This is a genomic window from Algihabitans sp. (assembly GCF_965226985.1).
Taxonomy (GTDB): domain Bacteria; phylum Pseudomonadota; class Alphaproteobacteria; order Kiloniellales; family DSM-21159; genus Algihabitans.
The window spans coordinates 279,911-299,094 of the sequence record NZ_OZ245712.1; the positions used below are offsets into that span (position 1 = coordinate 279,911).

Sequence of the window (19,184 nt, forward strand, 5' to 3'; positions counted from 1 at the left end):
CCAGAGACGCCGCCGCGATCAAGGTGTGTCTCAGCAGAGTGCGCCGCCTGCCCCCGCACGCTCCTGACTTTGCCCCCGTCATACCCTTCGCCCTCCGACTTGCGATGCTCTGTCATGCGCAGTTCCGCGCAGCCGCTGCTTCGCGGCTGTGCGGAACTGTGCTCCCTGTAGACGGAACGTCGGGTAGGGCCGCTTTTCTCTAAAAAGTTCTCAGGAGGAGTGAGCTGATTAATTTTTCATGATTTTTCACGATGCCGAGATGATGATCAGCCAAGGTGTGATGCGTCGGACGACAGCGTTCTGAGCACGGGCGATAGCACGGAGGGCGGCGACCGGATCGGCCAGGTTGTAGACGCCGGTCACCGGCCGCCCGGCGAGACCCTCATCCATAAGAATGATCCTGCCGCCGTAGTAGCGGCGAAGCTCCTCCACCACGACGCCGAAGGGCTCGTCCCGAGCGACAAGCTGACTGCGGCGCCAGGCCGCGATCTGGTCGACCGGCGCGTCGCTTCGTTCGGCGCCGCCGGCCCAACCTATCTGAACGGCTTCACCCGCCGTCAGAGTCTCGGCAAGAGGGGTGGAAACGCTGGCATGATCGACGCGCACCTTACCGTGTTCAACCGCGACCTCCGCCCCGTCTTCGCTGCGGCGGAGACCGAAGCCGGTAGCGAGTACCGTCACCTCGACGGAATCTGCCGCAGTCCGGAAGGGGCGTTGCCCGTTGGGCGCCACCTCGAAGAAGGCCTCGCCGGCGAGGAGGCGGACGCTGCGTTCGCCCGGCGTATAGGCAATAGCGAGAGCGCTTTCCGGTGCAAGGGTGATCCGGCTCTCGTCCGGGAGGTCTATCGTTCTGATCTCCGCCTTACCCGTCGTGTAGTCCGCGCGCAGGTCCAGCAGGAGATCCGGTCCCGCGAGAACGGCTAGGAGACAGGCAGCGGCTGCGATACCGCCCCAGCGGATGGCGCTCCGGCGCCTCTTGTGCCGAGCCGATGGTGAGCGGAGTCCTGGCATAGATTGCAGGGCGTGCTCGCGTTCCCAGCGGCTCTCGTCCCCGCCGCCGCTCGGTGCTTCACCGCGCGCCTCTGCGAGAAAGGGCTTCCAGCGATCGGTGAAGACCGGTGTTGCCCTATCCATTGCCCGTGACGCCTGCTGGAGCGCGCGCCAGGCGCTTGCGTTGACCGGGCTGTGCGCAAGCCAAGCCTCGAAGTCGCGCCTAAGCTGCTCGTTTTCCTCGTCGTCCTTAAGCAGGATCGACCAGTCTGTCGCTTCCCTGGACGCTCTTTTCTCAATCGGGTTGGCCTTGTCAGCCATGTCCTTCCCCCAGCTTCGATCAGAGCAGGACAGAATATTGCCGATTTCAGTCCTTGCCGGCTCACAGAACACCATTCGAGAGGCAGTGTATTGACGAAACGTCTGCGGAACCGCTTTTTCTACAACTCTCCGCCTGCCGGTGCCGTTACGGCCATCCTAGCCGCTCCTTGCAGTGCTGCACCGCATCGGCGACAAGCCGGTGCGCGAGCGGAAGAGAGATGTTCAGGAAGGCTGCGATTTCTCTCAGCTTTGCGTCACCGAAGCGATGCATCTCGAAAGCGATCCTTGTGCGCTCCGGCAACTCCGCCAGAGCATCCATAACCAGCGCGTACTCGTCCTTGTAGACGGCGACAGTCTCGGGCGTCGGTGCTGCGTCGGCACGAGCCCCTGCGGCCTTCTCGAAATCGCCCTCGGCAATGACTTGCCGCTCGCGGGTCGTGCGCCGCCGCCCGTCCAGTGCCAGGTTGCGAACGATCTGGTACAGATATCCGGTGGCGTCGTCCAGAAGCCGCCTTTGGGAGGCGCCGTTGAAGCGCAGCCAAGCCTCCTGAACGACATCCTCCGCCTGCGCCCGATCCCCGACGATGCTGCTCGCGTAGTTCACCAGCGAGCGCCGGTGTGTCACGAAGATGCCGAGAGCCGTCCTGTCCTGACTCAAGCTTGCACGCCTCTGCCGGACCGGTACCAACGTCATCGCCAAGCGTCAGAGCGTTGAGCGTCGCGCGAACGGTCGCACCCAGTTGAGAATGGTTCTCAACATCCTGTAATGTCCGGATTCAACTGCCGCAATATCTTTTTTGCGGGGCAGGCCTCCAGAGGGGGAGGCGCAGAGGTCTAGGCATCCCTGGCGGTTCTCAAGCTCCAGATCCGCGAGGGATGCAATGCTGCGCCCACCGCTGCTTTCAGGTCCACCCTGAGCTGGGTTCACGATACCAGCCTGCCGATTGTCAGCCTCAACGTGATGCTAAGGAAAGCCTTGCGATGTCCAACACCAACTACACTCACGAAGCACTGGCCGATTTGCCCGGCATCGACTTCTCTGCGATGCGGCAGATGATCCTGGCCCAGGCGGCGGGCGCGAACCTCACCATTTTGGAGGACGAGGCCGGCCGCCTGACTGTCGAGACGGCACATGGCCTGATAGGTCTGCGGCCCGGTGCGGCGGCGGAGACCGCCGGTATGGTGGCAGCGCGGGACCCGCATTGGCTTTTCGTGATGAAGAACGCTGTCGTTCAAGAGATGCGGAAAGTCTTGCCGGACGTCGCCGAGGCGATGCGATGGTCGGACGGCGATGCTACGGGCAGTTTGCCACCCAACTTCCAGTTCGTCCGTGTGCGAGATGTGGTTCCACTTGGCCCTGTGTTCCTGCGCGTGACGCTGGAAGGCGAAGATCTTTCGAGCTACGGCGACGAGGCGATCCACTTTCGACTTGTCCAGCCGCCCGAGCACGCGGAACCGGAGTGGCCCTCCGTCGCGCCGAACGGATCGACGGACTGGCCAGAGGGGCCCGGCGCCCCGCACAAGCCCGTCTACACCGCCCGGTATGTCGAGCATGGAGCGAACAGGCTTGTGACGGATGTGTTTATTCATGAGGGCGGGCGCACGACGGTTTGGGCCCAGCAAGCAATGGCCGGAGACACTGAACGAAGCGTGGTTGGATTGGTCGGCCCGTCCGGGGGCGGCTTGCTAAAGGCCGAAAGAGTGTTGCTTGCCAGCGATGAAACCGGCTTCCCGGCCGCCGCGCGTTTGCTGGAAAGCCTCCCAGAAGGGGCGACGGGCGAAGTCCTCCTGGAGGCCGAAGAAGGTGCGGCCTGCGGCTACCCCATCGCAGCGCCTCCGGGCGTTCACCTTCGGTGGCTCGCACGGTCGCGGGGCCAGCTGTTGGCCGAGGCGGCGCTGGCAGCCCTTCCCGATCACGCGGGCGCGCAGGTGTGGTTTGCAGGCGAGCGGCAGGATGCCCAGAGGTTGCGCGAAGCAGCCAAGCTTGCCGGCTGGAGTGCAGGCGACTTGCGAATATCCGCTTTCTGGAAAGCGCAGGGCTGACATGTTCCACGCACTGGCCGGTGCGGGCAAGCCACCCGCCGAGCTTCTGATCGACAGTTCGGCGGTGAAGGCGCACCGCTGCGCCTCCGGCGGGAAAGGGGGGAGGGAGCGCAGCCAGGCGATCGCCCGGTCCTGTGGCGGGCGGACGACGAAGATCCACGCCCTGACCGACACGGCGTGCCGTCCGGTCGCCTTCCTGCTGAACAGCAACGCCGCACGCCGGAAGATCGAGGCCAAGGGCACTGCACCAACATTTCGCCCAAGGCTAACCGCCGCTGGAGAAGCTGCTTCTCACCGTACCTGTACCGCAGCCGCAACGCCATCGAGCGCAAGTTCAAGCGAGCCTCTGACTCTAAACCTGGCGGTGGGCACGCTGGCGACAGATCGCACGCAAGCGCGAGAAGTGCGAATGTGTTTTTGCAGGGCTGCGGCGAAGATAGTCAGGCTGGCCACGGGGCACGTCAGGAAAGTCTCGCTCACCCTGTTACAGGTTTTGCGGCAAGAATTAAATTGCGAATGATTCGCAGTGGCGCTAGCGTCGTCAAACGTGTGTCGTTTGATTCTGGTCTCAGCGTTCGGGAGACTGTTCCGCTTACGGTGATTTCACTCCCGTGACTTCATGCTTCTATCAATCCTGTGCTGCGTTCAGCCTCAGACTACCCAGGTTCCTGTCTGGGCGGAACGGTCGTTTCCCTCTCGTCTTCGCCATCGCCGGAAGTGTGTTCATCCGATTGCTGACGCCGAACGGTTCTACGCTGATCCGCGAGCCGGCCGCATTCCTTGTCGGAATTGGCCGCGGCCTCTTCCTAAAACACTGGTGGGTGGAGACGGTCGTACATGCTCGGCTGAAGACTGCCGAACGTGCGAGCCGGCAAAACGACCCGGTCGGCGCCTTTGGACCAAAGCTGTGACGAACGTCGCCGAACTCTATCGCGACCATCGCGGCTGGCTGATCGCTTGGCTGCATGTACGACTTGGTTGCGGCGAAACGGCCGCCGATTTGGCGCAGGACACCTTCCTGAAGCTGCTTGGCAAAGCCGAACCCTTTGCCGTCCGCGAACCCAAGGCATTTCTCAGAACCGTCGCTCACGGTCTTGTCGTCGACTTCATTCGCCGACGCGAGATCGAACGGGCCTATCAGGACGCCTTATTGGAGCTGGACGGCCTCGCCGTTCCATCCGAGGAGGAGCGGGCGATCGTCGTTGAAACGCTCGTCAGGATCGAAGCCACGCTCGCCGGCTTGCCGATCCGAACGAAAACCGCCTTTCTGCTGTCGCGTCTGGAGGGATTAAACCATCGCGCAATCGCAGCACAGCTCGGTGTTTCGCTGAGCACCATCGACAAGGACATGGCCTTGGCGACGCGGCACTGCTATCGGGTGCGCTATGGCCATTGATGGCGGTCGGGCCGTACGATCTGCTAGGTGTGATCATAGTCTGAACCGACCCGTCTTCGTCTCTTCGCGAGCAGCGGATACAGCCAGCCGGGACCCATGTCCGACGCATCCGACGAACCGCTAGGCAGCGTCGTAGACGAAGCCACCGCATGGCTGGTTCGGTTCAAGTCGGGATCGGCCACCAAAGCCGATGAGGAGGCCTGGAAGCGATGGCACGCATCGAGCCCGGAGCGTCAAACGGCGTGGCACCGTCTCATGGAGATAGAGCAGGATTTCGCTCAGATCGCCCCGACGGAACGCCGCGCAGCGCGCGCAGCGCTTGAGCATAGCTTCAAACGCCAGGGCCGCCGCAACACACTCAAGGCGCTGGCTTGGGTCTCCATCGGCGGCGGCTTGGCTCTGGCCGGAATGCAGACGCCGGCCGCGCGCCGGTTCCGTGCCGACCACGCGACCGGAGTCGGCGAAACGACCCGCATCGTACTTCCGGACGGTGCCGAGGTGCGGTTGAATACCGATACGCTGCTGGATACCGACCAGTCACCATCGGGGCGCCGGATAGATCTCCTCCGGGGCGAAATCCATGTCGCCACCAATGCAGGCGGCCTGCGGGACGGGCTTACGGTTGTGACGTCGCACGCAAGTTTCGCGCCGACCGGGACGCGATTTCTCCTTCGCCATCTCGGGGATACTACCCGCCTGGCGGTCATCGAAGGCGAAGTACGTGTCATGCCGCGGGGTCGAGGGGCGGAACCCGCCTTCAGCGCCAGGAAAGGCGAGGCGCTGCGCATAACGCCCTCCGATGCGACATCGGATCCGCTTTTCGAGCAGATGGATCCCGCTGCTTGGCTCGAAGGTCTGCTTGTGTTCAAGCGCATGTATCTCGGCGACGTGCTTGATGAGCTCGCCCGTTATCAGACCGGGCTGCTTTACGCTACGCCCGAAGTCGCTGGCCTTCTGGTTTCCGGTGTTTATCGCCTCGATGCCGTCGACGACGCACTCCGCGCGATCGAGGCGAGCCTGCCTGTCCGGATCAGGCGTTTTACGCCCTACGTGATTGTCGTCGACGCACTCTGACCCGCGTTTCGCCGAACGCTGCGGCTGCGGCGCCCCTGGCAAAAAAACGATCCGCGACGGCATTTTTCATTACGGATTTCGTTGCCTCGAACGGCTCTGTTTTGAGAGGGGCAGACAGGGACCGTTACATGAGTCGTTCATTCGTCGCCGTAGAGAGGGGCAAAACCGCCCGACTTTTCCCGCGAATCCTATTGCTTTGTGCTATGGCCGCCATCGCGTGCGCGGCCTTGCCGCTACCGGCCGTCGCTCAGAACGCGGAGACCGCGCGAAGCTACGAGATTCCGGCTGGTCCACTCGACGATCGCCTCGCGCAGTTTTCGCGAGAGGCGGGTATCACGCTGTCCTACGACCCGGCACTGGTTGAAGGCGAGACTGCGCCAGCGCTCGACGGTTCCTACACCACCGAGGCTGCGTTGACGCGGCTTCTCGCTGGAACGGGCCTTGTCTTTCGCGCTGCAGACGCCGGCGTGGTCACCATCGCCCGCGGGGACACCAGCGACCGCGCCGGCCCTCGGATGCTACCTCCGCTCGTCGTCACCGCCCGACGAACCGAGGAACTCCTGCAGGACGTTCCCGGCAGCATCGCCGTTGTAACAAGCGGAGATATTGAGGAGTCGAATCTGCGGACTGGGGAAGACCTTTACGGAACGCTACCCAACGTGAACTTCTTCGACAGCTCGACCCCGAACTCTCGCGACCTGTCCATTCGCGGAGCCAGCAACCTGGTGGCCTTTGCAGGAGGCGCGCCCGTTGTTGGGCTCTTCATCGATGGGTTTCTGGCAAACCCCACCGGATACAACGGCGGTACGAATCCCAATCTGCGCGATCTGGAGCGTGTGGAGGTCGCCTACGGTCCGCAGACCACCGCGTTCGGCCGCGGCACGACCGGCGGCGCGATCAATTTCGTGACGGCCAAGCCGACGGACGCGTTCGAGGGTTCCCTGGAACTCGAGGGCGGCAGCTATCCGAGCGGAGACGCGACGGCCGTCGTCAATGTGCCGATCCTCGAAGAGGGTCTGCTGTCTGCGCGTATCGTGGGGTTCGGCTCGATCACGGATGGCTTTGTCGACCTCCCGAACGTGCCCGACCAAGACAAGGTCGGTAGCGACGAGCTTGGTGGCCGCATCAGTCTCCGCTCTCAACCAACTGACCGGTTGACGCTCGACGGCAGCCTGTCTTTCGATCGTCAACGTTTCGACGGCGGAAACATCGCGACTCCGGAAAGCTTCGATAACGGAAACTTGGAGTCTCCCGTCAATTTCATCGGTGAATTCGAGATCGAGCGAACGATCGCCCAACTCGCTTTCGAGTTCGACACCGGTCTTGGATTCCTGAAATCGAGAACCGGTTACCAGCACATCGAAGACGAAACTCTGGGCGATCGCGACGTGTCGCAATTCGACTTCTTCATCGACGAGGCCTCGCTCACTCAGGACAGCTTCTCGCAGGAAGTCAGATTCGAAAGCGACCGCTTGCCGGTCATCACGGGGGGGCCGGAAGTGAGCGTCAATTTGGGCGCGAGCTATGGCTACAGTGAGCTGGACTCTAGGGGTGTACAAGATCCCCAGCAGGGGATCATCGATCTTGTCTTTGGCGTACCCGACGACGGAAGCACAATCGTGAATCTGTTTGGACAAGAGACGGAGTCCGTCTCTGTCTTCGGCGATCTGCGGCTTTACCCGACAGCCGATCTGGAGATCGCGCTGGGTGGCCGGTATAGTTGGGACGACGTATCGGCTAGATCCGAGGTGATCACAAGCGGCTTGTCGGCCCTTGTGGTGCCGCCGCAGCCCTTGAACGAGCCCTCGGGTTTGTTTCAAGGTTTCGCGCCAAGTGCATCCATCAAGTACGATTGGTCGGAAAACGTCTCGACGTATTTCACCTTCGCGTCGGGGTACCGTCCCGGCGGGTTTCAAACCGGCGTATTCCGGGACGACGAATTCGGTGAAGAAACCAACCGGTCTTTCGAGATCGGCGTGAAGAGTCGATGGTTCCAGGATCGCCTGCGTATCAGCGCCAGCGCCTTCTATACGGATTTCACCGACCTACAGGTGTTCAGCGGTGAGATCGTCAACAATCTGGAGGTCATACGGGCCGACAATGCGCCGGGAGCACGGTCGATCGGCGGCGAACTCTTTGTCGAAGCGCAGCCGGTACCAGGGCTTCGTCTTGCCGGCGGGCTGGGGGTGACGAAGGCGGAATTCACCGACTTCCCGAACAGCCAGTTCGGAGATCTTGAAGGCGTCACGCTGCCGAACGCACCCGATCTCACGGCGACCTTTACGGCCGAGTACGAGCACCAGAAGCCGCTTTTGCTCGACTATCTCGGCTTTGTTCGCGGCGAGTTCAATTATACGGGCGGATATCGCGGTTCGCTCGATCCTGCGGAACGTGAAGTCGGCGACTACAGCGTGGTCAACCTGCGTGCCGGCGTCCGCGGCGAGCATCTCGACATCTTCGCCTACGTCGAGAACGTGTTTAATGAGATCTACGCGACCGGAGAACAGCCGAACACCTTCGCCGGCTTCACTGGTTTCCAGAATCTCGATGTGGGACCGACCCGACAATTTGGAGTGGGCGCGCGTATTCGGTTTTGACGGAGCCAACGATGTTTTGGCCCAAGCCGATCTCCTGCTCCGCCAAATGCTTACAGGTATCGAAACCCTATCTGTCGTTTAGATGCCGAATGTTCTCCTCGGGGCAGGGCCGCGCCGAGGGCGTCATGCGAGGAGTTCGTCATCGATGCTTCGCCAAACGGATACACACCCTTTTAGGGTCATTGGTAGCCTCTGCTTCGTTGAAATTTCGGCCGACCTTCGTGCAGTCGCAGAGGAAACCCTGGTCTCGAAGGGTAAGCCGGGCGCGATGAACGTCGACCTGGCGCAGCTTTACGACGTATCTCTTGAGGCTTGTCTCGCTTCCCAGCCTTTCACTGGTCCTCCTCAAAACAGGATAGTCCTACCCCAGTGGGTGGACCATTTCATTGGAAGCACTCCATCCCGAAGGAGATCGCCTCGAAGTTGCGATAGCAGAAAGTTCTGGCGGTTGAAGGGTGAGTCTAGGTGACGTTTCCCGACGTCTTGACGTGATGCGGGTGACCTTCTGCCTCTGGTAGAATAAATCGACTCGCTGGAGCTTATGTTCAAAACCCTTTTGGTGATGTCCATGCAACCAACAAAGATGTTCTCGGCTGCTTCGATGCTGTTGGCTCTGGTAAGCCGTCAACTGCCGGACTTTTTCTACAGAGACATGTCTCAAGCGATTCGATCGATGCACGCTATCGCAATGAAATGTCTTGTCAGGGTGTGCCCAGCCATCGTCGCACTAACGTTTTCTTGTTTCGTGCCCGACGCAAGTGCGCAGGAGTCCCATGAATTGACGGACGATTTGGGACGAACCGTCGTTGTGCCGGTGGTATCCGAACGTATCATCTCCGGCAGTGATCTGGGGATTTCGACCATTCTGATTGAGATGAATGCCCCCATTGTTGGGAGTATGACACGGCTCGATCCGCAGACGGGGCGACCATATATGATGGGTCCATCCTATGCTTTTGGAGCAACGCTCGAGTCAGAGGATATTGCGATCGCATCCGTTGGCCGTCATGTCGATTTTGAGGCAGTTGCCGCATTAGCGCCTGACTTGATCATAGCGAACCAGTTCGCGGAGCCGGTTCTGGAGCAGGTTGAACAAGTCGCACCAACTTTTATTGTATTGGATACGCCCGATCCGTGGGTCACCTACGAGAGCGTTGCGCGGGTTTTGGGGCGATCTGCTTACGCAGCTCAGCGCCGTGCTTTGTTCGAACAGAGATTGTCTGCAGCGAGAGAGATGCTCTCCCTTCCTGACGAAACGACCTATGCCATTTTTGATTTGAGCCGAGATGGCTTGTATGTGGGTGATCGTCCATCGGTGACTTACATTGCCGAGGGCTTGGGCTTGGTGCCTAATGATTTGATGCAAGCAATGCGCGAAGACAATCTGTTCGGCGGACCTGTCAGTCTTGAACGCTTTCAGGAAATCGACGCTGATTATGTGTTCTTCCCATTCGAAGAACGGGGCCTGTGGCCTTTCCACGCTGAAATGCAAGAATTTGAACGCTTGTTTCCAGGCTGGTGCGATCTTTTAACGGCTTGCCGCGAGGGCCGAGTGATCTTTTTTTCGAGCGAAATCGCTTTTTCACCTTCATTTGTCGGTTATAGTGCAATGCTTGAAATTGCGATGTCGAATATTTTGACACATCGCTTGGCCGAACGCTGAATTGTGGTTGTATATTATAATGAATCTCAAGAATTCGCTCTCCGATGGCTGAAAAATTGACAAATAAGTCGACGCACGTGAGCAGTATAGCTCGCTTCTCATTCGAGAGGTGCGACATCATAAAGTCTCTTTTTGAGCAGCGATGCAATGAGGAAGAACTCCCCTTTGAGACATTGGAAGATGATAGCCTTCGCGTCATTGATGGGGACATGGAGGTCCGATTCACTGCTTGCGGGCAGGACTGCGCGTTTCACATCGTGGCGACCCGACAATTGGATCTTATCGAGATATGTTCGACCATCACGGAGGGCCTTGCACAAATCGACCCTTCGCTTTCAAAGCTCTCCTGGTCGCATGCAGCTGATACGCTGGACAGTCCAGACTGTTTGACACTTGCAACCATCATCGAACGAGAGGCAATTGGATGCTCTTGGTGGCGCTTGGTCTTGGAAGTCTCGCCAGTCGAGATTACGAAGTTTCTGGGCGCGCATTGGCATGTTCAGGTGCTTCGTCCAGGGAGACCTGGTCGTGATCCGGTTTGGCCAGTCGTAAACGCACATGGCCTTGTTGAGTGGCCGACCGGGCAGAATGAGCTGTCGCGCCGGGTCTTCACGATCAGATCGGTCGATCAGTCGAAAAATACGATCAGTCTCGACATCTATCGTCATGATCGTGGTTCTTCATGTAGGTGGGCTGAGACAGTCCTGATAGGCGACGTCATCGGTCTGTGGGGTCCGAGTGGCCGCAGAGGGCCGGAGGGGCATAGCATTCTGGTAGGCGGCGACGAGACCGCGGTTCCCGCCATTCTCCGCGCTTTGGGGACTTTACCCCCAACCACAACCGGATGTGCCGTTCTGATGGTTGGCGATGAGGGGGATGTGCAACCCAATCCATCCAATCAGATCGCTATTAAATGGCTCTTTCGTGCCCGTGGAGATGATCTTGTCGCGGTGTTCTGCGAGACACCGATGCCGGCGCCAGATGCAAATCTCTGGTTTGCTGCATCACAAGAACAAGCAAGGGCAGTGCGAGAGCATGCGAGGGGCGATAGAGCACTTGAGCGAAGTCAGATCAAAGCTCTGACCTATTGGAGCTGATGCCCAACCACGAGCAGCGTATTTTGATCATCGCATGTGTCGTGGTCGGCGTAGATTCCGCCAACTACAGTCTAATTCTTCCCGTCCTGCCGACAGTTCTCATCGAGTTGGGTGTGGAGGGAATGTCTGAAGCGGCTGTCACCGGCGGCCTGCTGGTTGCTGCCTTTGCTGTTTTCCAACTCCTGTTTTCACCGCTCCTCGGGGCTTGTGTAGATCGCTACGGACGAAAGCCGATGCTGATCGGGGCACTTGTGGTCCTTGCATTGGATCATCTCGTGCTGGTGTTTGCAGAGACTGTTTGGGTTCTGTTCATCGCAAGATTTCTGGCGGGCATAGGCCTGGCAGCCGGGATCGCGGTGTCGGCTATGGTTGCGGACGTCACTGCCCCGGCAGACCGAGCGCGGCGGTTTGCACTTCTTGCTGCGGCGGCTGGCATTGGCTTCGCAATGGCACCCGGGGTCAGCGGACTTATCGCGCAGTTCGGGAGTCGGGCTCCTTTTGTTGTTGCCGCTGGCGTAACGACTATTCTGCTATTTGTCACCTATCTCACCCTCAATGAAACACTCCCCAAAACATCGCGCCAACGTATAGAGTTGAGGCGCTGTCTGCCTTTTGTTCAGTTCAAAAATATTGATATTTCATCGCAGACCAAAAAACTTCTGATTATGCTTTTTGCATTTGAGATGACTGTCGCGTCTTTTGTATTGGTTTGGCCGTACTTTACGCCTTACGCTTTTGGCTGGAACGTTCAGATGGTTGGTTTGTCGTTATCGCTTGTTGGGATTGGAATGATCGTCACCCATGTGGTAGGGCTGCCCTTGTTTCAAAAGGTGGCTTCAGATGGTCTAGTGTTGATCTTGTCGATGACTTTGGCTGCACTGACTCTGTTTCTTCTCAGTTCGACATCGGCGACAGAAATTGCTCTCGCGCTTATTGTCGTACTGGCTCTGTGTTCAATCTCTGATCCACTGATATACGGTTTCTTGTCTTCGAGCGTGCCACTCGAAAGGCAAGGGGAACTGCAAGGGCTTTGTTCAACGGTCGGTGCGATTGCCGCGCTACTCAGTCCTTTGATATTTCCTCCTCTGTTTGGCTGGTCGACTGACGGCACCCGCGACTTTCCAGGGATGGCTCTTATCCTCGGAGCGGCTTTTGCAGCGTTCGGAGCTGTTTGGGCATTCTTTCTGGATTTTGGCAAAAAACAATAAATATTATATTTTTGAGCAGTAACATATAATGTTTTGTATAAACAAGATAATAGATTTTCATTTGAAATTTGCCAATTAAAACATATGTCACGACCGAGATGCTGAAAGGAACGGCTCCATACCGTCAATACTCGATTTTACATTGAGGATCGCAACAGCTCTTTATAGCGCTCTGCAAAATTTGAAGAAATGAGTAAGGAGATCAGTAAGTGTCTGCATTGCCATCGAAGCCAAACGCAGGAAAATTTGATCGATCACGGTACACACCCATAACCTCGACTTCATGAGTTCGACGTCTTTAGGGGAAGATTAGATTACGGTCAGCTGCAGCGCTGGGACAGTGATCGGCAGCCTCTCGACGAAGGTTCCAGCTAGGGCGAACACCTACCGTCGCTTCGAGCGGCTGCTGCAGCGGTCTCGCGCATGGCGTCCGGCAACGGCGACGTTGAGATAAGGCAGAATTTGGCGAACAGCGTAAACGCTTTGGTGGAGATGGTGAGATCGCTCTCCAGTCGTTCGATGCTGTGGGTGGGCCGGTGGACGATCACGGCTTCACGCTGGACTTCGGCGTCAAGGGAAAGCTCGTTGTTACCCTCAATACCATGCTCGAGCACGGCTAGGACTGAAGGCCTCAACCGGCTGAACACGGGCGCTTCCCCTTTCACCTGTTTCTGCAAAAGGTTATCAAGTGGAAGTCCGACCGCTTCGGTCGCAGACAGCAACCGATCGATCGCCATTGCCGATGCTGGACGACGCCCACAAGACTTCTCCCTCGCCAACGACAGCCACGCGTCTGCGGGTGGAGGACCTGAGCGCGGGCTACGGCGCAGTGCGGGTGATCGAGGGGCTGTCGCTCGCAATTCCCGACCGGGGGATCACCGCGATCATCGGGCCGAACGGCTGCGGGAAGTCGACGCTTTTGAAGGCGATGGCCCGTGTTCTGCCGGCGCAGCGGGGACGCGTGCTGCTGGACGGGCAGGCAGTGCATGCCATGCCAACGCGGGCGGTCGGTCGAACGTTGGCGCTGCTGCCGCAAGGGCCTGTCGCCCCTGAGGGGCTGCGCGTACGGGAATTGGTTGCGCAAGGGCGATTTCCGCATCAAAGCCTGCTGCGCCAGTGGTCGCGGGAGGATGCTGCCGCAGTCGCTCGCGCTATGACCGCGACGGATGTCGATGCCTTCGCCGACCGACCTGTGGACGCGCTGTCGGGCGGCCAGCGTCAGCGGGTCTGGATTGCAATGGTGCTGGCCCAAGAGACGCCAATCTTGCTGCTCGACGAGCCGACGACGTTTCTGGATCTTAAGGTGCAGGTCGACCTGATGACGATGCTGCGCCAGATCGCGTATGACGACGGGCGCACGCTGATCGTGGTCATGCACGAGTTGAACGTCGCCGCTGCCTTCGCTGACTGGTTGGTGATGATGCGACAGGGCGAGGTCGCGGCTCAAGGGCCTGTGGCGGAGGTCTTCACCGAAGGCAATCTTGAACGCGTCTTCGATTTGGCCGCTCGCGTTCTAACCGATCCGGAGAGTCGTCGTCTGGTCTGCGTGCCGCGCGTGGCGGCATGACGGCGCTGCGGACAGGAACCGGGCTTGTCGTGCTGACCGCGCTTGTGCTCGCCTTTGCGTGGCATGTCGCCGTCGGGGCCAGGACCATTCCGCTAGGGACTGTGGTTCAGGCCTTCGCCGCCTATGACGCTTCGGTGTTCGACCACGTGGTGATACGCGATCTCCGCCTGCCGCGAGCGCTCATGGCGGCGGCGGTGGGAGCGGGGCTGGCCGTTGCCGGGGCGCTGATGCAAGGCGTGACGAGGAACCCGCTGGCCGATCCGGGCATCCTGGGCCTTATGGCCGGGGCCAGCTTTGCGGTCGTGCTCGGCACCTTCACAGGCTTAACCAGTCCTGCGGCGATACCAGCCTTGGCTGCTCTGGGCGCACTGGCGGCGGCCGCCGTGGTCTGGACCATCTCATCGGCTGTACCGGGCGGTGCAACGCCGATGACGATGGTGCTGGCTGGCGCGGCCTTGACAGCGTTTCTCGGTGCGCTGACGGGAACCATGCTGCTGATTGATCAGACCAGTTTTGAAAATCTGCGGGTTTGGCTCACCGGCACGCTCGCCGGACGGCCTGGTGATGTGGGTATCTGGGCGGGCTGCTGGCTTGCAGCGGGGCTGCTGATCGCGCTCTTGGCTGCACGGCAGGTGACGGCATTGGCGATGGGGGACGAGACGGCGACCGGACTGGGCGTCGATGTCGGGAAGCTGCGGCTGTCGATCCTTGTCTCGGTCGTGGCTTTGACGGCGTCGGCGGTGGCGCTCGCCGGTCCGATGGGGTTTGTGGGACTGGTGGTGCCGCATATGGTGCGACTCGTCGTGGGACATGATTACCGCGTGATCGTGCCGGGCGCAGCGCTGGCGGGTGCCACCTACATGCTGTTGGCGGATATCGCAGCACGGATGATACTTTCGCCCATAGAGATCTCTACCGGACTGATTACCGCCCTTCTCGGTGGCCCGATCTTCATCTGGCTGGTCAGGGTCAGACTATGAGAGAGGCGGTTTGGACACGGCTCGACGGACGTGTGACCTTCGCGTTACCTGTTCAGGCGCTGGCAGTCCTTGCCTTACTCCTGGCGCTGACGGCGGCGATCACGCTGGCGTCGCTGATGTCGGGGAGTTTTCCCATGTCGGCGGGCGACGCGCTGCGTAGCGTGGTCGGCAACGCGCCCTCGGACATGGCTGCGACCGTGGTCTGGGAATTCCGTCTGCCGCGCGCGCTCACCGCCGCGATGGCCGGCGCGTTGTTCGCGGGCTCCGGCGCTATCCTGCAGACCGTGACGCGCAACGCGCTGGCCGACCCGAGCTTGGTCGGCGTCAGCCAGGGCGCGGGTCTCGCGGTGGTGACGATGCTGGTGGTACTGCCGGATCCGCCGACCGCGCTGCGTCCGATCTTCGCCTTCGCCGGTGCCCTCATTGTAGCGGCGATCATCCAGGCGATCGCCATGCGGCGCACCGGTGGGGCCACGATGCGCTTCATCCTGACCGGCATCGGCGTCGCGGCGTTTCTCAGCGCGGTCACTCAGGCGATGCTGACCTATGGCGACCTCGACCGCGCGATGGCGGCGCTCACGTGGCTCGCTGGGTCGCTGCAAGCGGCGAATTGGCAGGATGTGCAGGTATTGGCAACATCTCTGGCCATCCTCATCCCGGCGCTCATCTGGGCCGCGCGACCGCTAACAGCGCTGCGCATGGGGCCGGAGATCGCCACCGGCCTCGGGGCTGCGGTGCGCCGCGATCGTGCGCTGCTCATCACGCTGTCGGTGGCACTCGCAGCCAGCGCCGTCGCCATGATCGGTCCACTCGGCTTTGTCGGTCTGATCGCGCCGCACCTGGCCCGCCGGCTCGCCCGCAGCGGCCCGGGAGTGCATCTCCTACTGAGCCTCGCCGCCGGTGCTGCCTTAGTTGGCGGTGCCGATTACATAGGGCGCATCGCCTTTGCCCCAGTGCAGATCCCGGCGGGCCTCGTCACTGCACTGATCGGCGCACCGGTCTTCGGCTGGCTGCTGCTGCGCAGGCCGCGTGCGGGGTGACGAAGAAAACACATGAACGGCGCGTCACGCCAAACCGCCTTTACCAGCTCTGCCGGTCGCGCTTCCAGCCAGTCGAACTTCCATAAAGCCCTAAGCGGGCATCTTTATCGAGAAACTTGCCGCGAGCTCGCCCGATATACCCTGTTGGCGAGTCTGTCTCTTCAGGCGGCGTCGCCGAACATGGGCAGGGTGACCGCTACAGGGTCAGCGGATGTGGACGTTGGTTGATGCGAAGAACACTGCGCGATCGTGAATTCGTAGCACCGTGCCCCGGCCAAACTCAAACAGTGTGATCGGATAGACGTCGATCGAGTGCCCTTGGGGTTCCGTTCGTCTTTGTCTGCTCCTAGCGGTCCTTCAATCCAACAGCCAGCGCCAACGCGCCGCCGTAGCCGAGCGCCAAGAGTGGCGGCAGGAGACCTGACTGCCGCACAGGCTCGACCGCGGCCAGCAATGCTGCAACGGCGGTAATGGAGAGAAGGCTCAGAGTGAGTCGCCGGTCGGCCCAGAACATCCCGGCTATCTCGCGCAACACGTCGCGCAGGAGCGTCATGCGTCCGGCCCCCTGGGCGTGTTCGGTTCACCTGTTTGCGGGGCGCTGTTCACCAGGTCGCTCGTTGCATCGGTCTTGCCACCGCGCAGACGCCTGATCATCCCGCCCCCAAGAGCGGCATAGAAGGCAACGAGGGCAGGAAGTGCAAATTCGCCGCCAGGCCACGCAGCGTTCAACCCATTCGCAATCCAGTAGGTGCCGAAGGCCATGAGCATTACGCCGGTCCAAAACTTGAGAGCGTTGTCGGGAATGCGGGAAACCGGTCGGCGCAGCGCGTAGGCTCCCGCTGCGACAAGCACGCAGCCCGCGAGCGCTCCAGCCGCGGCCTCCCCTATGCGTTCCGCGCCACCGAGGGCGAGTACGACGAAGGCAACCTCCAGCCCCTCCAGGAGCACCGCCTTGAAGGCGGCCATGGCAGCGATGCTGTCGACAACCCGGTCTGCCGGTTTCGTATCTCCACCTGCACGCCCTTCGGGCTTCGGCGCGGCGAAGTCTCGCCGCGCCGTACTGTACTCCGCGTCGAAGTCGTGTCGACGGGCACGCCCTGCCGAACGCAAGACGGCCTTGCGCAACCATCCGGCGCCGAAGAGCAGAAGCAGTAGCCCCAGGACCAAGTACAGCGAATTGCGGGGGATGGACTGTACCAGCGGCAGCAGCAAGACGATAAGTGTTGCGAGAACGGCAAGCCCCGCGCCCATTCCCAGCAACATGGGCTTTAGACCACGCGTATGCTTAATGGCGAGCAGGATGACCGCTGTCTCCAGCGCCTCGACAACAGCAGCGCCGAGGGCGGCGAGAAATACCGCAGCAGCAGAGGTCATGAAACCGGCTCCACCGCCGATACTTCTAAGCGACCCATCACAAAACGCGCGCCTGCGCCCTGCGCTCGGTCAGGAGTCCGCCATTCTGCTCCGACGATCCGACCAGCCCGGCATAGCGTCCCCCAAGGACCATTAGCGCCTCGTGCGTCCCGCTCTCGACAAGGTGACCCTCCTCCAGGACCAGGATACGGTCTGCGTGCCGGACCGTGGAGAGCCGGTGGGCGATCAGCAACGCCGCTCTGCCTTTCAGCACGCGGGTAAGCGTGGCCTGGAGTTTGGCTTCGGTGGCGGTGTCCACCGCCGAGGTGGCTTCGTCGAGGATCAGCACAGGAGCGTCCTTCAGCAGCGCACGTGCCAACGAGAGACGTTGTTTCTGACCGCCGGAGAGACGCACGCCTCGTTCGCCGACGATTGTGTCGTAGCCTTCGGGAAGTCGCGTAATAAAGTTGTGCGCTTCGGCCATCTGCGCTGCCGCCTCGATCGCGGCTTGGTCCGCATCGGAATTGCCAAGAGCAATGATATCTCGTATCGGCGAATCGAAGAGAAAGACGTCCTGATTCACCTGCGCGATGCTTGTGCGTGTGCCGGCCAGAGTCAGATCCCGAAGATCGTTTCCGTCAAGGGTGACACGTCCTTTCGCGGGATCATGGAAACGCGTCGCCAAGGCCGCCACGGTGCTCTTGCCTGCGCCTGTGGCACCGACCAGAGCCACGGTCTCGCCGGGGCGGACAGCGAAGGACACATCCTGCAGAACCTGGCGGCCGTCGGAATAGGCGAAGGAGACGTTCTCGAAAGCGAGATACCCCTGGACCGGTCGCGGATCTAGAGCACCGGGACGGTCGGCGACGGAAGGTTCTTCGGCCAAAAGGCTATCGATCCTGCGCAGTGCCGTCAGGCCCCGCTGCGCAGCTTCTGCTGCCCCCAGCAGCATGTTGAGCGGCTGATAAAGACCTGCCACCAGCAACAGCGCTGCCACGAGATCAGCTACGGCCAGCGCACCGTCCTGCATTCTCAACGCGCCTGCGAGGACCACGAGCGCCAGCGACGCGCCGGTGGCGCCCTGGATCACTGGTCCAAGCGCGCCGACGCGGGTGCGATTTGCGATCTGTGTTCTTGCCAGGTCGCGCGAGGTGCGGGATAAGGCCGCCAGCATCTTGGTCTCGCAGACAAAGCCCTGGATCTCACGCAAGCCGCCCACATGGTCCTGGACCCGCGCCGAGAGACCGGCGAAGCTGTCGTGTTCGCGCGCGAAACCTTTCTGCAAGGGCACGCCCAGTTTGATGAGCAGCCAGACTGCTGCCGGCATCGGCGCCAAAGCGGTCAGTGCCAGCCATGGGTCAAGCCACAGCAAGACGCCGAGAGTTCCGATCGCGACCACGAAGGCGGCGACAAATCCGTAGACGACATCCGCGAGCAAGGGCTCGATATCGTCGCTGTCTTTCATCACCCGGGCGGTGATCTCTCCGGAAGGACGCGAGGACATCCAGGCGGGCGGCATCCGCTGCACCTGAGCGTAAACGGCCCGGCGCAGCCTGTGGCACATGCCGAAGGCGACGACATGGCTGTGGTGAAAAAGCCCCCAGTGGGCTACCGCCCGCAGGGCGTAGGCGGCGATCACCATGCCCGCCAATCCCGCCAGCAGGAGCGCCCCGGCGGCGCCGACATTTTCCACCACGGCACGGACCAGCAACGGTGCCGACAGCGCCGCCAGCACTTCCACCCCGACCAGGCCCAACACGATCAGTATTCGCCCGCGGTAGCGCCGGAGATAACCCAGTGACCGGAAGCCGAAGAGGGGCGGCGGCAAGCGCAGGAACTCTGCTTGGTTCAACGA

The 19,184-nt window shown here is 60.9% G+C and carries 16 protein-coding genes and 1 pseudogene; 11 read left to right on the forward strand and 6 right to left on the reverse strand.

What is annotated here, in order from left to right:
* Nucleotides 1–246 precede the first annotated feature (246 nt).
* Nucleotides 247–1,311, reverse strand: coding sequence for a FecR family protein (locus tag ACO054_RS01250; protein ID WP_421708627.1), 1,065 nt, complete (start codon nt 1,309–1,311; stop codon nt 247–249).
* Between the two features lie 145 nt (nt 1,312–1,456).
* A complete protein-coding gene (locus tag ACO054_RS01255; protein ID WP_421708628.1) occupies nt 1,457–1,969 on the reverse strand; it encodes a sigma-70 family RNA polymerase sigma factor in 513 nt (170 codons plus the stop codon).
* Between the two features lie 614 nt (nt 1,970–2,583).
* Here ACO054_RS01255 and ACO054_RS01260 point away from each other — a divergent pair.
* From ACO054_RS01260 to ACO054_RS01295, 8 genes and pseudogenes are all read left to right on the forward strand, one after another.
* On the forward strand, nt 2,584–3,354 hold the full coding sequence (locus tag ACO054_RS01260) for a siderophore-interacting protein (RefSeq protein WP_421710404.1): 771 nt from the start codon (nt 2,584–2,586) through the stop codon (nt 3,352–3,354).
* Nucleotides 3,353–3,705, forward strand: a pseudogene (locus ACO054_RS01265) (IS5/IS1182 family transposase); the annotation flags it as partial. The gene ACO054_RS01260 and the pseudogene ACO054_RS01265, both read left to right, overlap by 2 nt.
* A 556-nt stretch (nt 3,706–4,261) precedes the next feature.
* A complete protein-coding gene (locus ACO054_RS01270) occupies nt 4,262–4,750 on the forward strand; it encodes a sigma-70 family RNA polymerase sigma factor (RefSeq protein WP_421708629.1) in 489 nt (162 codons plus the stop codon).
* Nucleotides 4,751–4,846: 96 nt separating this feature from the next.
* A complete protein-coding gene (locus ACO054_RS01275) occupies nt 4,847–5,824 on the forward strand; it encodes a FecR domain-containing protein (RefSeq protein WP_421708630.1) in 978 nt (325 codons plus the stop codon).
* A gap of 203 nt (nt 5,825–6,027) precedes the next feature.
* The gene (locus tag ACO054_RS01280) at nt 6,028–8,421 is read left to right on the forward strand and encodes a TonB-dependent receptor domain-containing protein (RefSeq protein ID WP_421708631.1); all 2,394 of its coding nucleotides are present in this window, start codon (nt 6,028–6,030) and stop codon (nt 8,419–8,421) included.
* A gap of 541 nt (nt 8,422–8,962) precedes the next feature.
* On the forward strand, nt 8,963–10,084 hold the full coding sequence (locus ACO054_RS01285) for an ABC transporter substrate-binding protein (RefSeq protein WP_421708632.1): 1,122 nt from the start codon (nt 8,963–8,965) through the stop codon (nt 10,082–10,084).
* Between the two features lie 44 nt (nt 10,085–10,128).
* Complete coding sequence (locus ACO054_RS01290) at nt 10,129–11,181, forward strand: siderophore-interacting protein (protein WP_421708633.1); 1,053 nt, start codon at nt 10,129–10,131, stop codon at nt 11,179–11,181.
* Nucleotides 11,181–12,389 (forward strand): MFS transporter, encoded by a 1,209-nt coding sequence (locus ACO054_RS01295; protein WP_421710405.1) that lies wholly within the window; start codon nt 11,181–11,183, stop codon nt 12,387–12,389. Before ACO054_RS01290 ends, ACO054_RS01295 begins: the two co-directional genes overlap by 1 nt.
* A gap of 371 nt (nt 12,390–12,760) precedes the next feature.
* Here ACO054_RS01295 and ACO054_RS01300 read toward each other — a convergent pair whose 3' ends face one another.
* Nucleotides 12,761–13,126 carry a hypothetical protein gene (locus ACO054_RS01300; protein ID WP_421708634.1) on the reverse strand — a complete coding sequence of 122 codons (366 nt, stop codon included), beginning with the start codon at nt 13,124–13,126 and terminating at the stop codon, nt 12,761–12,763.
* A 5-nt stretch (nt 13,127–13,131) separates the two neighbouring features.
* Between ACO054_RS01300 and ACO054_RS01305 the strand changes: the two genes are divergently transcribed.
* The 3 genes from ACO054_RS01305 to ACO054_RS01315 are packed head-to-tail and all read left to right on the forward strand — an operon-like array spanning nt 13,132 to nt 15,976.
* Complete coding sequence (locus ACO054_RS01305) at nt 13,132–13,956, forward strand: ABC transporter ATP-binding protein (RefSeq protein WP_421708635.1); 825 nt, start codon at nt 13,132–13,134, stop codon at nt 13,954–13,956.
* Nucleotides 13,953–14,936, forward strand: a complete 984-nt coding sequence (locus ACO054_RS01310) for a FecCD family ABC transporter permease (RefSeq protein ID WP_421708636.1) — start codon at nt 13,953–13,955, stop codon at nt 14,934–14,936. The genes ACO054_RS01305 and ACO054_RS01310 overlap by 4 nt, the downstream gene beginning before the upstream one ends.
* A gap of 32 nt (nt 14,937–14,968) precedes the next feature.
* Nucleotides 14,969–15,976, forward strand: a complete 1,008-nt coding sequence (locus tag ACO054_RS01315) for a FecCD family ABC transporter permease (RefSeq protein ID WP_421708637.1) — start codon at nt 14,969–14,971, stop codon at nt 15,974–15,976.
* A gap of 346 nt (nt 15,977–16,322) precedes the next feature.
* Here the strand turns inward: ACO054_RS01315 and ACO054_RS01320 are convergent, their stop codons facing one another.
* From ACO054_RS01320 to ACO054_RS01330, 3 genes are read right to left on the reverse strand one after another with little or no spacing between them, the layout of a single operon-like run.
* Nucleotides 16,323–16,529 carry a hypothetical protein gene (locus ACO054_RS01320; RefSeq protein ID WP_421708638.1) on the reverse strand — a complete coding sequence of 69 codons (207 nt, stop codon included), beginning with the start codon at nt 16,527–16,529 and terminating at the stop codon, nt 16,323–16,325.
* Nucleotides 16,526–17,350, reverse strand: coding sequence for a hypothetical protein (locus ACO054_RS01325; RefSeq protein WP_421708639.1), 825 nt, complete (start codon nt 17,348–17,350; stop codon nt 16,526–16,528). Before ACO054_RS01325 ends, ACO054_RS01320 begins: the two co-directional genes overlap by 4 nt.
* A 37-nt stretch (nt 17,351–17,387) precedes the next feature.
* Nucleotides 17,388–19,181: an ABC transporter ATP-binding protein gene (locus ACO054_RS01330; protein ID WP_421708640.1), complete on the reverse strand. Its 1,794-nt coding sequence runs from the start codon at nt 19,179–19,181 to the stop codon at nt 17,388–17,390.
* Nucleotides 19,182–19,184 lie beyond the last annotated feature (3 nt).

Excerpts from the sequence above, each read along its gene's own strand:
- ACO054_RS01250 (WP_421708627.1), bottom strand. The coding sequence starts at position 1,311 with ATGGCTGACAAGGCCAACCCGATTGAGAAAAGAGCGTCCAGGGAAGCG.
- ACO054_RS01260 (WP_421710404.1), top strand. The coding sequence starts at position 2,584 with ATGCGATGGTCGGACGGCGATGCTACGGGCAGTTTGCCACCCAACTTC.
- ACO054_RS01275 (WP_421708630.1), top strand. The coding sequence starts at position 4,847 with ATGTCCGACGCATCCGACGAACCGCTAGGCAGCGTCGTAGACGAAGCC.
- ACO054_RS01280 (WP_421708631.1), top strand. The coding sequence starts at position 6,028 with ATGGCCGCCATCGCGTGCGCGGCCTTGCCGCTACCGGCCGTCGCTCAG.
- ACO054_RS01285 (WP_421708632.1), top strand. The coding sequence starts at position 8,963 with ATGTTCAAAACCCTTTTGGTGATGTCCATGCAACCAACAAAGATGTTC.
- ACO054_RS01290 (WP_421708633.1), top strand. The coding sequence starts at position 10,129 with ATGGCTGAAAAATTGACAAATAAGTCGACGCACGTGAGCAGTATAGCT.
- ACO054_RS01295 (WP_421710405.1), top strand. The coding sequence starts at position 11,181 with ATGCCCAACCACGAGCAGCGTATTTTGATCATCGCATGTGTCGTGGTC.
- ACO054_RS01300 (WP_421708634.1), bottom strand. The coding sequence starts at position 13,126 with ATGGCGATCGATCGGTTGCTGTCTGCGACCGAAGCGGTCGGACTTCCA.
- ACO054_RS01305 (WP_421708635.1), top strand. The coding sequence starts at position 13,132 with ATGCTGGACGACGCCCACAAGACTTCTCCCTCGCCAACGACAGCCACG.
- ACO054_RS01310 (WP_421708636.1), top strand. The coding sequence starts at position 13,953 with ATGACGGCGCTGCGGACAGGAACCGGGCTTGTCGTGCTGACCGCGCTT.
- ACO054_RS01320 (WP_421708638.1), bottom strand. The coding sequence starts at position 16,529 with ATGACGCTCCTGCGCGACGTGTTGCGCGAGATAGCCGGGATGTTCTGG.
- ACO054_RS01325 (WP_421708639.1), bottom strand. The coding sequence starts at position 17,350 with ATGACCTCTGCTGCTGCGGTATTTCTCGCCGCCCTCGGCGCTGCTGTT.